11 protein-coding genes and 1 tRNA gene are annotated in these 14,965 nt (G+C 74.3%); 7 read left to right on the forward strand and 5 right to left on the reverse strand.

Going from position 1 to position 14,965, the window contains the following annotated elements; translation table 11 throughout:
- Positions 1-69 precede the first annotated feature (69 nt).
- Entirely contained in the window at positions 70-1,818 is a 1,749-nt protein-coding gene (locus CCE01nite_RS14650; RefSeq protein ID WP_034631558.1) for a bifunctional metallophosphatase/5'-nucleotidase, read from the forward strand.
- Between the two features lie 63 nt (positions 1,819-1,881).
- On the opposite strand, the gene CCE01nite_RS14655 is transcribed toward CCE01nite_RS14650, so the two are convergent.
- Entirely contained in the window at positions 1,882-2,925 is a 1,044-nt protein-coding gene (locus CCE01nite_RS14655) for a magnesium and cobalt transport protein CorA (protein WP_034631556.1), read from the reverse strand.
- Between the two features lie 240 nt (positions 2,926-3,165).
- Here CCE01nite_RS14655 and CCE01nite_RS14660 point away from each other — a divergent pair, with 240 nt between their 5' ends.
- The 4 genes from CCE01nite_RS14660 (at position 3,166) to CCE01nite_RS14675 (ending at position 7,609) form a co-directional block, all read left to right on the forward strand.
- Positions 3,166-4,797: an LCP family glycopolymer transferase gene (locus CCE01nite_RS14660; protein ID WP_169744036.1), complete on the forward strand. Its 1,632-nt coding sequence runs from the start codon at positions 3,166-3,168 to the stop codon at positions 4,795-4,797.
- 222 nt (positions 4,798-5,019) lie between these two features.
- The gene (arsB, locus tag CCE01nite_RS14665) at positions 5,020-6,123 is read left to right on the forward strand and encodes an ACR3 family arsenite efflux transporter (RefSeq protein ID WP_034631552.1); all 1,104 of its coding nucleotides are present in this window, start codon (positions 5,020-5,022) and stop codon (positions 6,121-6,123) included.
- Positions 6,120-7,145 carry a metalloregulator ArsR/SmtB family transcription factor gene (locus tag CCE01nite_RS14670; protein ID WP_141372632.1) on the forward strand — a complete coding sequence of 342 codons (1,026 nt, stop codon included), beginning with the start codon at positions 6,120-6,122 and terminating at the stop codon, positions 7,143-7,145. The genes arsB and CCE01nite_RS14670 overlap by 4 nt, the downstream gene beginning before the upstream one ends.
- Before the next feature lie 11 nt (positions 7,146-7,156).
- A complete protein-coding gene (locus tag CCE01nite_RS14675; protein WP_052104238.1) occupies positions 7,157-7,609 on the forward strand; it encodes an arsenate reductase ArsC in 453 nt (150 codons plus the stop codon).
- Between the two features lie 110 nt (positions 7,610-7,719).
- Here CCE01nite_RS14675 and CCE01nite_RS14680 read toward each other — a convergent pair whose 3' ends face one another.
- The gene (locus tag CCE01nite_RS14680; RefSeq protein ID WP_034631551.1) at positions 7,720-9,831 is read right to left on the reverse strand and encodes a heavy metal translocating P-type ATPase; all 2,112 of its coding nucleotides are present in this window, start codon (positions 9,829-9,831) and stop codon (positions 7,720-7,722) included.
- Between the two features lie 621 nt (positions 9,832-10,452).
- On the opposite strand from CCE01nite_RS14680, the gene CCE01nite_RS14685 reads away from it, so the two are divergent.
- Both CCE01nite_RS14685 and CCE01nite_RS14690 read left to right on the forward strand, forming a co-directional pair.
- On the forward strand, positions 10,453-10,689 hold the full coding sequence (locus CCE01nite_RS14685) for a helix-turn-helix domain-containing protein (RefSeq protein ID WP_034631550.1): 237 nt from the start codon (positions 10,453-10,455) through the stop codon (positions 10,687-10,689).
- 359 nt (positions 10,690-11,048) lie between these two features.
- Positions 11,049-11,678, forward strand: a complete 630-nt coding sequence (locus tag CCE01nite_RS14690; protein ID WP_034631549.1) for a maleylpyruvate isomerase family mycothiol-dependent enzyme — start codon at positions 11,049-11,051, stop codon at positions 11,676-11,678.
- Between the two features lie 478 nt (positions 11,679-12,156).
- Here the strand turns inward: CCE01nite_RS14690 and CCE01nite_RS14695 are convergent.
- The 3 genes from CCE01nite_RS14695 to der all read right to left on the reverse strand — a co-directional run bounded on the left by CCE01nite_RS14695 (position 12,157) and on the right by der (position 14,946).
- Positions 12,157-12,230, reverse strand: a tRNA-Pro gene (locus tag CCE01nite_RS14695).
- Between the two features lie 53 nt (positions 12,231-12,283).
- Complete coding sequence (locus tag CCE01nite_RS14700) at positions 12,284-13,396, reverse strand: hypothetical protein (RefSeq protein ID WP_246056586.1); 1,113 nt, start codon at positions 13,394-13,396, stop codon at positions 12,284-12,286.
- Positions 13,393-14,946 carry a ribosome biogenesis GTPase Der gene (gene der, locus CCE01nite_RS14705; RefSeq protein WP_084142774.1) on the reverse strand — a complete coding sequence of 518 codons (1,554 nt, stop codon included), beginning with the start codon at positions 14,944-14,946 and terminating at the stop codon, positions 13,393-13,395. The genes CCE01nite_RS14700 and der overlap by 4 nt, the downstream gene beginning before the upstream one ends.
- Positions 14,947-14,965 lie beyond the last annotated feature (19 nt).

Below are 14,965 nucleotides of genomic sequence, written 5' to 3' on the forward strand. Positions count from 1 at the left end.
GCCGTCGCGCGCGGCGTACGGTCGTGCCGAGGGGCGGGCGGCCGTCCCCGGGCTCGTCGGGGAGAGATCATGAGGAACGGACTTCTCGTGCGGGTGGCGCTCGCCGCGGCCGTCGCCGCGGCGCTCTCGGGGCTCGTCGTGCCCACGGCGAGCAGCACCGAGACGGACGACCGGGGCACGTACCGGCCGAGGACCGTCGACGTCCAGCTGCTCGCGCTCAACGACTTCCACGGGGCGCTCGAACCCCCCACGGGCTCGGGGGGACGCGTGCAGGTCGGGCCCGCCGTGGGGACCGACCCGGCGCCGACCGTCGACGCGGGCGGCGCGGAGTACCTCGCGACCCAGCTCGCGCAGCTCGCCGCCGAGCAGCGCAAGCGCCGGACGATCACCGTCGCGGCCGGCGACCTCATCGGCGCCTCGCCCCTGCTGTCCGCCGCGTTCCACGACGAGCCGACGATCGAGTCTCTCGGGCTCGCGGGCCTCGACTACGCGAGCGTCGGCAACCACGAGTTCGACGAGGGCGCCGCCGAGCTGCTGCGCATCCAGGGCGGCGGCTGCCACCCGGTCGACGGCTGCGCCGACGGGACGCCGTACGCGGGTGCCGACTTCCAGTACCTGTCCGCCAACGCGTTCCTGACCGAGACCGGGGAGCCGCTGCTCCCGCCGTACGCGATCCACCGCGCCGGCGGGGTCCGCGTCGGGTTCATCGGCATGACGCTCGAGGGCACGGCGGACATCGTGAGCCAGGAGGGCGTCGCGGGCCTCGAGTTCGCCGACGAGGTCGCGACCGCGAACTGGTACGCCGCGGAGCTCCAGCGGCGCGGGGTCGAGGCCATCGTCGTCCTGCTCCACGAGGGCGGGTCGCAGTCGGGCCCGGACGCGTGGGACGTCGACGGGTGCTCCGGCCTGACCGGTCCGATCGTCGACATCGTCCAGGGCTTCACCGACGCGATCGACGTCGTCGTCAGCGGGCACACGCACCAGGCGTACCGCTGCGACCTCGACGGCACGCTCCTGACGAGCGCCGGGTCGAACGGCCGGCTCGTCACGGACATCGACCTGACGATCGACCGGCGCACCGGCGACGTCGTGACCGCGGTCGCCGACAACGTCGTGGTGACGCGCGACGTCGCGCCGGACCGCCGCCAGTCCGCCCTGATCGCGCGGTACGGCGAGGTGCTCGGCCCGATCGCCGACGAGGTGGTGGGCGAGACGGCGGAGGCGCTGACGCGGACCCAGGAGACCCTGTTCCCCGGCGCCCTCGGTGAGTCGGCGCTGGGCGACGTGATCGCCGACGCCCAGCTCGCCGCGACGGACGACGAGGAGGGCGCGGTCGCCGCGCTCATGAACCCGGGCGGCGTGCGGGCGGACCTCGACGCGGGCCCGGTCACGTACGAGGAGGCGTTCACGGTGCAGCCGTTCGCGAACAACCTCGTCACGCTGGACCTCACGGGCGCCCAGCTCCAGTGCGTGCTCGAGCAGCAGCTCCAGGTCGGCCGCACGCTCTACCCGTCGGCGACCCTGACGTACGCGGTCGACCCGGCCGGCACCACGGCTCCCGCGGGCACCGACCCGTGCGCGGGCACGCGCGTCCCGGACGCGAGCGTCGCGATCGGCGGGGTGCCGGTCGACGCCGCCGCGACCTACCGGATCACCGTCAACAACTTCCTCGCGGGCGGGGGCGACGGGTTCAGCACGCTGACGCTCGGCACGAACCGGACCACCGGGCCCATCGACCTCGACGCGCTGATCGCCTACCTCGACGCGAACCGCCCGCTCGCCGCGCCGACCGACGACCGCATCACCGTCGTGGGCTGACCCGGCCGGCGGGCCGGCGGCACCCGCCCGTCCGAGCGCCCGGCCAGCCGGTCGGGCCGCCCGCTACAGCCAGCCGTTGCGCTTGAACAGCCGGTGGAGCACCGTGCACGCGGACGCGATGACCGTCAGGACGGCGAAGTAGCCGTACTTCCAGTGCAGCTCGGGGATGTTGTCGAAGTTCATCCCGTACAGCCCTGCGATCGCCGTCGGCACGAGCGCGATGGCCGCCCACGCGGAGATCCTGCGCGTGTCCTCGTTCTGCCGCAGGGCGATGCCCGACTGCACGACGGTGACCCGCGCGACGTTCGCCTGCAGGACGTCGCTGAGCAGCCGGTCGATCCCCTCGACCCGGTCCGCGGCGCGCAGCGCGTGGTCGTGCACGTCTCGGAACCAGCTTCCGGCGGCGGGCGCGACGTGCTCGACGCCTCCCGCAGCGAGCTGCTCGAGCGGGCGCAGCAGCGGGACGAGCGCTCGTCGGAACTCGGCGACCTCACGCTTCAGGTTGTAGATCCGCTCGGCGTGGTCGTCCTCCCCCGGCCCGAACACGCGCGCCTCGATGTCGTCGACGTCCACGTCGATGCGCTCGATGACCCGCTCGTACCCGTCGACGATGAGGTCCGCGGCCCGGTACAGCACCGCGGTCGGCCCGAAGGCGGCGACCTCCTCGGCCAGGCCGCCGCCGAGCTCGCGGCGCACGCGGCCGAGGACGTCGGTGCTCCCGTGCCGGACGGTGATGACGAACCGCTCGCCCACGAACACGGCGATCTCGCCGACGTCGACGACCTCGATGCGGTCGACGTACCGGACGGGCTTGAGCACCGCGAACGCGACGTCGTCGTAGACCTCCAGCTTGGGCCGCTGGTGCGCCTGCACGGCGTCCTCGACCGCGAGCGGGGGCAGGTGGAACAGCGCCGCGACCTCGGTGATCTGCGCCGCGGTCGCCTGCTGCAGCCCGATCCAGACGAACCCCTCGCCGCCCCGCGCCACGGCCGCGGCGTCCGCGAGGTCGAGCCGGCGCGGCCCGCCCGGGCCGTCGCCGTAGACCGCGCACTCGCCGACGGCGCTCGCCACCCGGCCCTGCGGCAGGCGGTCACGCAGGTCGTCCATCTCCGGCTCCGTCCGTGGCGGGTGCGCACCGCGCGTCCCGCGGGCGGCCCGGGGTGCGCGGGCGGCTCACCGTACCGACCCCGGCGGCGCACGACGACGCACGGGGCGGGAGGCACCGTTCGGACGGCCCGTCCGTCGACGCCACACCTGGGGCGCCGCGACAAACCGGGACGCACCGGGCGGACCGCACCTTCGGGCGGTGCCTCGCCACGACCCGGGCGCTCCCTCACAATGGGCCGGGTGAACCCGACCTCCGGGGTCTCGACCGCGACAGGGGCGCCGGCCCGCCCGTTCGGGGTGCTCGTGGTCGGCACGCGCAACGTGTGCCGCTCACCCGCCGCCGAGCGGCTGCTGCGCGCCCGCCTCGGGGAGCACGGTGACGTCACGGTCCTCAGCGCGGGGACCGACGCGACGCCCGACGGCGAGCTGCCCGGTCCCCTCGTCGGGCACCTGGGCTCCGCGGGCGTGGAGACCGACGAGCACGCGGCGCGCGACCTCGACCCGGAGCTCGTGCGGTCGGCCGACGTCGTGCTCACGGTGACGCGCGAGGAGCGGGCCGCCGTGGTGCGGACGGTGCCCTCGGCGATCCGGCGCACGTTCACGCTGCGCGAGCTCGCCCGGGTCGCGCGTGCGCTCGGCCCCGAGTCCCTCCCCGAGGGCGACGTCGCCGAGCGCCTGTCCGCGCTCGTCGACGCGGCCGCCCGGCACCGCACGCCGGCGACACCCCGGGCGACGGTCGACGACGACCTGCTCGACCCCTACGGCCGCGACGAGGACACGTACGCGACCGCGTTCGACCAGGTGCTCGCGGCCGTCGAGGGCATCGCGCGGACCGTGCGACCGGAGCTCGCGGCGGACGGGCCGGACCCGGGGGACGACGAGCCCCCGGTCGCCGCCGTGCGCGCCCGGCGCAGCGTCCTGCGGACCGTCGTGCTGGTCGCGCTCGCCTCGCTGCTGCTCCTCGTGGTCGCCGGCACCACCGGGGCGCTCGTGGCCGTCGACCGCCTCGACAGCCGGGTCCAGCGGTTCCCGGACCCGTTCGTGGACCTCCCGACCCGCCCGCCCGAGCCCACCGCGCCGGCGGCCGGCTCCGCGACGGACCCGGCGCTGACGATCCTCGTGCTCGGCGCGAGCGAGGACGACGCGGACGACGGCGAGGCCGGGACGGACGTCGTGCTGCTCGCGCACGTCACCGCGGACCGCCGCTCCGCCCAGGTCGTCGCGCTCCCGCCGGAGCTCCGGGTCGAGCTCCCCGGGGCGGGCCCGGGTCCGCTGCGCACCGCGGTCGCGGTCGGCGGGCCACCCGGCGCGGTGCAGGCCGTCGAGCAGCTCACCGGTGTCCGCGTCGACCACGTCGCGCTGACCGACGCCGAGACCTTCGCAAGGGTCACCGAGACGCTCGGCGGCGTCGACCTCGATGTCGCGGACGACGTCGTGGTCCGCGGCCGGGTCGTCGTCCCGGCGGGTCGGCACCGCCTGACGGGCGGGCTCGCGCTCACGTGGATGCAGTCGACCGGTGACGACGACGCCGCGCGGGCCGAGCGCGGGCAGCTCTGGTTGCGCGCGATCCTCGACCGCATGGGCCACGACGACGTCCGGAGCGACCCGACGGCATGGCTCGAGCTGCTCGACGTCCTCTCCGGGTCGGTCGCGGTCGACGAGGGCCTGGACCGCGGCGCGATGCTCGGCCTGCTGACGAGCCTGCGCACGCTGCGGCCCGGCGACGTCCAGGTGGTGACCGCGCCGACCACGAGCGGCACGGCGCCGGACGGGTCCGCGACCGTCGTCCCGGACCCGGGACCGTTCGGGGCGCTGATGGACGCGCTGCGCGCCGACACGTTGCGGGAGCACCTCGCCTCAGCGCCGCGCTGAGCCCGCGGCCCTGGACCACGGCGACCGGCGCCATGAGCGCGCCCCCGCGCGAAGGCGTTCGCCTGCTGTTCACTCCGCGCCGCCCCGCACTGTCTTGACGCGTGTCAATATAGACATGCATCGAAGCAAGCGTGCAACTCCGAGATCGCGCCGGGTGTCGCCCGGACCACGACGAGCTCTCCGCCGGGGCGCCCGTCTCCCCACCACCGACGAGGACCGTCCATGACGCTGGCCGTCGCCGCACCCCAGCAGGTCGCCGCCCGGCGCCTGTCGACCCTCGACCGGTGGCTGCCCGCCTGGATCGGCCTCGCGATGGTCGTCGGCCTCGCGCTCGGCCGGTTCGTCCCCGCCTTGGCCGAGGGTCTCGCTCGCCTCGAGGTCGGCGGGATCTCGCTGCCGATCGGCCTCGGGCTGCTGGTGATGATGTACCCGGTCCTGGCGAAGGTCCGCTACGACCGCCTCACCGCCGTGACCGGTGACACGCGCCTCCTGGTCAGCTCGCTCGTCCTCAACTGGCTCGTCGGGCCCGCGCTGATGTTCGCCCTCGCCTGGGTGTTCCTGCCCGACCTGCCGGAGTACCGCACCGGGCTGATCGTCGTCGGCCTCGCCCGCTGCATCGCGATGGTCGTCATCTGGAACGACCTCGCGTGCGGGGACCGCGAGGCCGCCGCGGTGCTCGTCGCGATCAACTCGCTCTTCCAGGTCGTCGCGTTCTCGCTGCTCGGCTGGTTCTACCTCACCGTCCTCCCGTCCTGGCTCGGGCTCGACACCCAGGGCCTGGACGTCTCGGTGGGACAGATCGCGGTCAACGTGCTGGTCTTCCTCGGCGTCCCGCTCGCCGCCGGGTTCGCCTCCGGCTGGATCGGCGAGCGCACGAAGGGCCGCGACTGGTACGAGTCGGCGTTCGTCCCGCGGATCGGGCCGTGGGCGCTGTACGGGCTGCTGTTCACGATCGTGCTGCTCTTCGCCCTGCAGGGCGACGCCGTGACCCGCAACCCGCTCGACGTCGCGCGCATCGCGCTGCCCCTGCTGGTCTACTTCGCGGTCATGTGGGGCGTCGGCCTCGCCGCCGGCAAGGGCCTGGGCCTCGGGTACGCCCGCTCGACGACGCTCGCGTTCACCGCGGCCGGCAACAACTTCGAGCTCGCGATCGCCGTCGCGATCGGCACCTTCGGCGCCACGTCCGGTCAGGCGCTGGCCGGGGTCGTCGGACCGCTCATCGAGGTGCCCGTCCTTGTCGGCCTCGTGTACGTGTCGCTGTGGGCGGCGCGCCGCTGGTTCGCCACCGACCCCACCGCCCCGGCCCCGCGAGAGGTCCGCGCATGAGCGCGCTGTCCCCCGCGGCCCCCGCCACCGGCGCGGACTGCACGCCCACGGCCTCCCCCGACGCGCACGCCATGGGCGCCGAGGCCGCCGCACAGGTCGCGACCGTGCTCAAGGCGCTGGCCGACCCGCTGCGGCTGCGCATGCTGTCGTTCGTCACCACGAGCTCCGCCGGTGAGGCGTGCGTGTGCGACATCGCGACGGTCGCCGACGTCTCGCAACCCACGGTCTCCCACCACCTCAAGGTCCTCAAGGACGTCGGGGTCCTGACGTCCGAGCGGCGCGGCACGTGGGTCTGGTACCGGGTCGCCCCCGGGGTCAAGGGCGCCGTGTCCGCGCTGCTCGAGTCCTTCGCCCCGGCCGCCCTGGACGCCGCGCACCGCCGCGAGCAGCCCCTCGCCGGGCTGGAGGACGTCGACGCGACCCTGGTCCGCGTCGCCGACCGGCTCGCCGCCCGGCACGCCGACCTGGCCCCGGAGCTCGTGCTGCGCACCGTGCGCGAGTCGTACGCCGCCCTCGCCCGCGGCGCCGGCATCAACGCCCACCTCGTCCCGACCGCCGAGCGGTTCGCCGACCAGCGCCTCGCGGACATCGCCCGGACCACCACCCCGGCCGCGGCGCCCGTGCCGCAGGTGCTGTTCGTGTGCGTCGCCAACGCGGGCCGCTCGCAGCTCGCCGCGGCGCTGCTGCAGCACCACGCCGGTGACGCGGTCATCGCCCGCTCCGCCGGGTCCGCCCCCGCCGGCGCGGTGCACGCCGCGGTCCGCCCGCTGCTCGCCGAGCTCGGGGCGAACGCGGACACGGTCTTCCCGAAGCCGCTCACCGACGACGCGGTCCGCGCCGCCGACGTCGTCGTCACGATGGGCTGCGGGGACACCTGCCCGATCCTGCCCGGCACGCGGTACGAGGAGTGGGTCGTCGGCGACCCCGCCCTGGCCTCCCCGGAGGGTGTCGCCGCGATCCGCGACGACATCGACGCCCGCGTGCGTGCCCTGCTGACCGACCTCCTGCCCACCACACCCTGAGGAGCACCACGATGACCGAGACCACCACCGCCGAGCAGACCCCCACCGGGACCGACCGGCCGAGCGTGCTGTTCGTCTGCGTCCACAACGCCGGCCGCTCCCAGATGGCCGCCGGGTTCCTCACCGCGCTCTCGGGTGGGGCCGTCGAGGTCCGCTCCGCCGGCTCCGCCCCCGCCGACCGGATCAACCCCGCCGCGGTCGAGGCGATGCTCGAGCTCGGCATCGACATCCGCGCCGAGCAGCCCAAGATCCTCACCACGGACGCGGTCAAGGCCTCTGACGTCGTCATCACCATGGGCTGCGGCGACACCTGCCCGTTCTTCCCCGGCAAGCGCTACGAGGACTGGGTCCTGGAGGACCCGGCCGGCCAGGGCGTCGAGGCCGTCCGCCCGATCCGCGACGAGATCCGCGCCCGCATCGTGACCCTGCTCGGCGAGCTGGGCGTGGAGCCCGTCGACGCCTGAGCGCGGCGAGCACGACGAAGGCCCGGGCGCTCGAGGTGCCCGGGCCTTCCTGCGTGGCGACGCCGGGTCGTCGCGGTGGTGCCCGGCCGCGGGTTACCCGGGTCACGGTGTCAGCCGCGGCGGGAGAGCACCGCCTGCGCACTCGCCGCGGGCCGCAGGTCCAGGCGCCTCAGCAGCTGGGCGTTGAGCGCCACGACGACGGTCGACGCGGACATCAGGACCGCCCCGACCGCCATCGGCATCACGAACCCGACGGGTGCGAGCACCCCGGCCGCGAGGGGCACGGCGAGGAGGTTGTACCCGGCGGCCCAGGACAGGTTCTGCTGCATCTTCCGGTAGGACGCCCGGGACAGCTCGATCACCGACAGCACCGAGCGCGGGTCGTCGCTGGCCAGGATGACCCCGGCCGAGGCGATCGCGACGTCGGTCCCGGCGCCGATCGCGATGCCGACGTCGGCCTGGGCCAGCGCCGGGGCGTCGTTCACGCCGTCGCCGACCATCGCCACGCGCCGGCCCTGCGCCTGCAGCTCGGCGACCTTCTCGCTCTTGTGCTCCGGGCGCACCCCGGCGAGGACCTGGTCCACCCCGATCTCGGCGGCGACCGCGCGGGCGACCGGCTCGGCGTCCCCGGTGATCATCACCACGTGCACGCCCAGCGCGTGCAGGGCGTCGACCGCCTGGCGGGACTCGGGGCGGATCTCGTCGGCCAGGGCCAGCGCGCCGGCGACCTGCCCGTCGACGAGGACGTGCAGGACGATCGCGCCCTGCTCGGACCACGCCCGGGTCTGGGACAGCGGGTGGGCGTGGTGCTCGGCGAGCATCCGGGGCCCGCCGACGGCGACGTCGTGCCCGGCGACGGTGGCGCGGACGCCGACCGCGGTGCCGGCCCGGAACTCGCGGGAGCGGAGCATCGGCAGGGAGCGGGCGGAGGCGGCAGCCACGACGGCGCGGGCGAGCGGGTGCTCGCTGTCCGCCTCGGCGCCCGCGGCCAGGGCGAGGAGCTGGTCCTCGGTGCGGGTGCCCGTGACGGCCACGTGGGTGAGCGCGGGCTCGCCCTTGGTCAGGGTGCCGGTCTTGTCGAACAGGACGGTGTCGACGGTGCGCATCTGCTCCAGCGCCATGCGGTCCTTGACCAGCACCCCGCCGCGCGCGGCGCGTTCGGTGGCGATGGACACCACCAGCGGGATGGCCAGGCCCAGGGCGTGGGGGCACGCGATCACCAGGACGGTGATGACCCGGATCCACGCGGTCTCCGGAGTCCCCCACACGAGCCACGCGGCGAGCGTGAGGGCGGCGGAGCCGAGTGCGAACCAGAACAGCCACCCCGCGGCGGTGTCGGCCAGGCGCTGGGCGCGGGTGGAGGACGACTGCGCCTCGGCGACCAGGCGTCGGATGCCCGCCAGGGCGGTGTTCTCCCCGACGGCGTCGACCCGGACCCGGATCGCGGAGTCCGTGGCGACGGTCCCGGCCACGACGTGCTCGCCGAGCCCGCGCCGGACCGGGCGGGACTCCCCGGTGATCATCGACTCGTCGACGTCGGCGGACCCGTCGACCACGACGCCGTCGGCAGGCACGCGCCCGCCGGGGCGCACGATCACCACGTCCCCCAGTCGCAGGTCCGCCGGGGCCACGACCGTGACGGCGTCCCCGTCGACGCGTTCGGCCTCGTCGGGCAGCAGCGCGGCCAGGGAGTCCAGCGCGGAGGACGTCTGCGCCAGGGACCGCATCTCGACCCAGTGTCCGAGCAGCATGATGACCACCAGCAGCGCGAGCTCCCACCAGAAGTCGAGCTCGTGCGACAGCACCCCGAGGCTCGAGCCCCAGGACGCGACGAACGCCACCGTGATGGCCATGCCGATCAGCAGCATCATCGCGGGCCGGCGTGACCGCAGCTCGGCAACCGCCCCGACCAGGAACGGCCGCCCGCCGACGACGTAGATGACCGTCCCGAGCACCGGCGACACCCACGCGATCGCGGGCACGTCGGGCAGGCGGTACCCCAGGAGCGTCGCGAACATCCCGCTGGCCAGCACCGTCGGGACCGCGAGCACGAGCGTCAGCCAGAACAGCCGCCGGAACTGCCCGACGTGGTCCCCGTGCCCGCCGTGGCCGCCGTGCTCGTGCTGGTGCCGGCCCGCGGGCGGTGCCGCGTGGTGGTCGTGGTGGTCGTGGTGCTCGGCCCCCGGCGGGGTGGTGTGGTGCTCGGCGTGCGACGTGCTCATGATCCGGCCCTCCTCGACGACCTGCCCGTTCTTATACCCTGGGGGGGTATACGGATGCAGAACGCGGCCGGGTGCGGGGGCATTCCCCCGCGGCTCGAGACGTCCCGTTGAGCAGGGCACCCCGAGTGATCCGTCGGACGCATGCGTAGATGTATCTGTCGGCGCTCGAGGGCGACGAGTCGCAACCGATCGTTGTCCACTTCTCGCACCTGCTCGACCTCGACACGTCGCTGGTCAGCCTGCGCTTGCACATCGGTCAGTACGCGCTCCGCTCGTTCCGTGGCGACGACTGGTACGTCTACGGCCCCGACTCAGACGACGACATCGACGAGCAGCTCCGCTCGGGTGACATGGACGCGGCACAGAGCGCGATCCCCTGGCTGCACGTCCTCGCCGTGCGTCACCCGAGACCTCGCCGACGTGACGACGTCGAACGCGTGGGGCCCTCCGGACGATCCCGGCGCTCCGGTTCACCCGGGTCCGGATGTGCCGCGCGTCACGCGCATTCGCCCGCGAACTGGCGTCACGAAGTCGCCTGCGGCCCGTCCCCTAGAGCGAAGGCGCAGGCAGACCTCGGGGTAGCAACCCCGCACTGCGCCCTCTGGCCCGGGGGGGACCACCATGACGATGCTCGACACAGACCGACCCACCACCGCAGCGACCGACGTGCACCTCACCGGCCGCGAACGGGTGGTGCTGCTCGAGCTCGCCGAGAACGTCACCCTCGAAGAGATCGCCGCCCGGCTGTGGGTCACCCGCAACACCGTCAAGACCCAGGTCCGGACCGCCTACCGCAAGATCGGGGTGTCCACCCGCGCCGAAGCAGTCGCCTGGGTGCGGACCTCCGGCTTGCGCTGACCCGCACACCGTCGCGACGGGGCCCCGGGTCCTGACCGGCGGGGGCTACCGTCGCTCCAGCGATCCTCACCCAGGTGTGCCGGTGATCTCCGCCGCAGGCGGCGCAAGGTTCGATCGATCCGAGCCTCCACCAGACGGCGCAGCGCGGCGCTGCTCGCCCGAGCTCCGCGCGAGTACATGTACTCATACCTTCGTTGGAGTGCACCGTGGCGCGTGGGCGTCGCGCTCGCAGAACGGCTTCAGCGCCCGGAGGTGGCGCCTCGTCGTGCGTAGGCTGCGGCGATGGGTGGTCTTCCGTGCCAGGTGACGCCCAGGACGCAGGCGCACTGTTCTGAGGTGTCGAGTGCCAGGATCGGCTCATGGATGCCTTCGACGAGATCGCCGACGAGCGGCGGGCACTGGCTGAGCAGCTCGCCGCTCTGACCCCTGAGCAGCAGGCGACCAGGAGCCTGTGCGTGGCCTGGAGCGTTCATGACGTGCTCGCGCACCTGATCATGCCCTTGGAGGTGAGCACGCCCAGGGTCGTGCTGGCTGTCCTGCTGGCGGGCGGGAGCTTCCACCGGGCGAACGAGCGGGTGACCCGGCGCCTCGCGAAGCGTCCCTTCCGCGACATCGTCGAGGTGCTGCATCGCAAGGCGGATACGCGGTTCACCCCGCCGGGATCGGGTCCGGAGGCGCCTCTGCTGGACGTGCTGGTGCACGGCCTGGACATCCGCTGGCCGTTGCAGCTGCATCGCGAGATCCCCGGATCGCGGCTGCGCAGCTCGCTGGCATTCCTCATGACGGCACCCTCGGGCCTCGTGCCCAAGGGCGCGTTGGCCGGTCTGCGGTTCGAGGCGCAGGACATCGACTTCGCCCACGGTGCGGGCCCGGTGGTCAGCGGCACGGCCGAGGCGCTGTTGCTCACCTGCACCGGTCGAACCGCGGCTCTCGGTTCCCTCGTCGGCGAAGGGGTTCCCGCCCTGCGCGATCGGCTCTCCACGAGCTGACGATGCCCTGCTGCCGCCTCTTGCGGCCGGGCGGTCGGCCCCGACAAGGGTGTCACCGCCGCGACGATCTTGCACCAGTGGGAGACGGGTTCCCCCGGGACCTTTCCGTTCAGCCTGGACCGGGCGGGCCGGACACCGGCGTACTGAGGCGTCCGTGAACGATCGTTGACGTCCATGCTCGTCGACGCGCGGGCGTGCGCCGAGTCCCGCGGCCGATCCTGCGGACGCGACCTGCGTGCGCGGAGAGAAGGACGCCTCAGGCCTGGGTCACGACGAGCTCCCGCACCTCGGTAGACGTCAGGACGAGAGCTGCGCCCATCCCCTGGTCACGCGCCGTCCACAGGTCCGCTCGTCCGGGCGTCACACGGGCTCGTCCGCGAGCATCCACCGACGACTGAGGCTCTCTCACGTGGGCTCCACCGCGCAGAAGAGGCCCGCCCCGACGTCCGGGACGAGCCTCTGACCTGCTGAAACACTGTCGGGCTGACAGGATTTGAACCTGCGACCCCTTGACCCCCAGTCAAGTGCGCTACCAAGCTGCGCCACAGCCCGTCGGCCCGCGAACGGGCCTCGGAAAGAATACCGCACCACGGCCGGGACGCTGGTCACCGACCGCGCGCCGCCTCCTCGGGACCGGCCTCGGCGGCCTTCGCGGCAGCCCGCGCGAGCCGCCGCTCCGCGATCACGTCGAGCTCCGCCGCGACGACGCCGAGCAAGAACAGGTCCCCGAGCAGCCCGAGCGTCGCGGCCCACTCGTCGATCCGGAACAGGAAGATCTGGGTCACGAGCAGGCTGAGCAGGACCGCGCGCCGGAACCAGCGGTAGCCCTCCTCCCGGTCGCGCCGCACGAGCCCGAGCCCGCGCAGGGCGCACAGCACCGAGGCGAACCCGCTCACGAGCATGCCCGTGACGACCCAGCCCGGGACGTCGGCGCCGGCGGACCACGCCCAGATCCCGCGCCCGACCGTCGCCGCCCCGGTGAGCGTGAGCGCACCCACGGTGATCCACGGGACCCAGCGGGCGCGCACGAGGTGGCGGGTGCCGCGCACGATCCAGTGCGCGACCGTGCCGATGACGTCGGGCAGCTCCTCGGCGTCGTCCGAGACGCGGTCGAGCAGCGCGCCCACCTCGGTGGCGGCGGGCATGTCCCCCGCGTCCGCGACGAGCCCGCGCGCGTGCCGCCGTGCGCGGGGGCTGAACCCGCCGGCCACGCCCGCGACGGCGTGGTCCACCGCACCCGCGAGCGCCTCCGAGGGGTGCCGCGGCGAGCGCCGGTGCATCGCCTCCACGAGCAGCACGAGCCCGACGACGACCACGTAGATCAGCGCGGCCGTCGGCTCGTAGAAGTAGTCGTTGTCCGACGTGACGAACTTGCCGATCTCGTCGACGAACAGCCCGAAGCCGACGCCCCCGACGAGCGCCACGACGGGCCGCACGACCGGGCCGGCGTAGGACAGCGACAGCACGATCGCGACCGCGAGCAGCAGCCCGCCCCACAGCACGTGCGCGACGTGCAGCCCGCCGCCGCCGAGCTGCGGGTACCCGCTGACCGCGAGCAGCCCGCGGGTGAGCAGCACCGTGCTGACCGTCGCGACGAGGAAGCCCGCGAGGTGCTTGGTCGCGGACGGGTCGCGCGGCAGGCCCAGGCGCAGCAGCAGGTGACGTTCCCGCACGCCGTGGCCCGCGCCCGGCCCGGCACCGCGTGGCGCCCCGCTCACCGCTTGCGCTTCTCCCGCACCCGCACCGAGATCGAGATCGGCGTGCCCTCGAAGCCGAACGTCTCGCGCAGGCGACGCTCGATGTAGCGGCGGTACCCCGCCTCGAGGAAGCCGGTCGCGAAGACGACGAACCGCGGCGGGCGCGTGCTCGCCTGCGTGGCGAACAGGATGCGCGGCTGCTTCCCGCCGCGCAGCGGGTGCGGGTGCGCCGCGACGAGCTCCCCGAGGAACGCGTTCAGCTTGCCGGTCGGGATGCGCGTGTCCCACGACGCGAGCGAGCGCTCCAGCGCGGGCACGAGCCGGTCGGTGTGCCAGCCGGTCTTCGCCGAGAAGTTCACGCGCGGCGCCCACTGCACCTGGACCAGGTCCTGCTCGATCTCGCGCTCGAGGAACGGGCGGCGGTCCTCGTCCATGAGGTCCCACTTGTTGTACGCGACGACGAGCGCGCGGCCCGCCTCGATGACCTGGGAGATCACGCGCGTGTCCTGCTCGGTGATCTTGACGCTCGCGTCGACGAGGACGACCGCGACCTCGGCCTTCTCGATCGCCGCCTGGGTGCGCAGCGACGCGTAGAAGTCCGCGCCGGACGTCTGGTGCACGCGACGGCGGATGCCCGCGGTGTCGACGAAGACCCACGGCCGGCCCTTGAGCTCGACGATCTCGTCGACCGGGTCGCGCGTGGTCCCGGCGACGGAGTCGACGACGACGCGCTCCTCGCCCAGCACCTTGTTCAGCAGCGAGGACTTCCCGACGTTGGGGCGCCCGACGAGCGCGACCCGGCGGGGGCCGCCCTCGGGGATCGCGGCACCGTGCTTCGACACGGTCGGCAGGGCGTCCATCGCGGCGTCGAGCAGGTCGCCCGTCCCGCGCCCGTGCAGCGCGGAGACCGGGTGCGGCTCGCCGAGCCCGAGGCTCCAGAGCTCGGTCGCGTCGGCCTCGACGCGCGGGCCGTCGACCTTGTTGGCGCACAGCACGACGGGCTTGCCGGACTTGCGCAGCAGGCGCACGACCCGCTCGTCGGTCGCGGTCGGGCCGACGGTCGCGTCGACCACGAAGAGCACGGCGTCGGCGAGGGAGATCGCGACCTCGGCCTGCTCGGCGACGCGCGCCTCGATGCCGGCGACGTCGACCTCCCAGCCGCCCGTGTCGACGAGCGTGAAGCGGCGCCCGGCCCACTCGGCGGGGTAGCTCACGCGGTCGCGGGTCACACCGGGCTTGTCCTCGACGACGGCCTCGCGGCGGCCGAGGATGCGGTTGACGAGGGTCGACTTGCCGACGTTCGGGCGGCCGACGACCGCGAGGACGGGCAGGGGCGCCGAGGATCCGGTGCCGTCCTCGTCGACCCCGTCGCCGGAGAGCAGCGCGAGGTCCTCGTCCTCCAGCTCGTACTCCGCGAGGCCGACGCGCAGGGCCTCCTCGCGCTGGGCGTCGGTCAGCTCGTCGGTCGGCTCGGTGGCCGCGGTGGCGGCGGGTGCGTCGGTGCCCGGGACCGCGGGCGCGGCCGGCGCGGTCTCGTCGGGCAGGCCCGTGGTCGGGTCGGTCTGGCTCATGGGCCCTATCCTCCCCCGC

Origin of the sequence: Cellulomonas cellasea, assembly GCF_006538745.1 — a bacterium.
Classification (GTDB): Bacteria; Actinomycetota; Actinomycetes; order Actinomycetales; family Cellulomonadaceae; genus Cellulomonas_A; species Cellulomonas_A cellasea.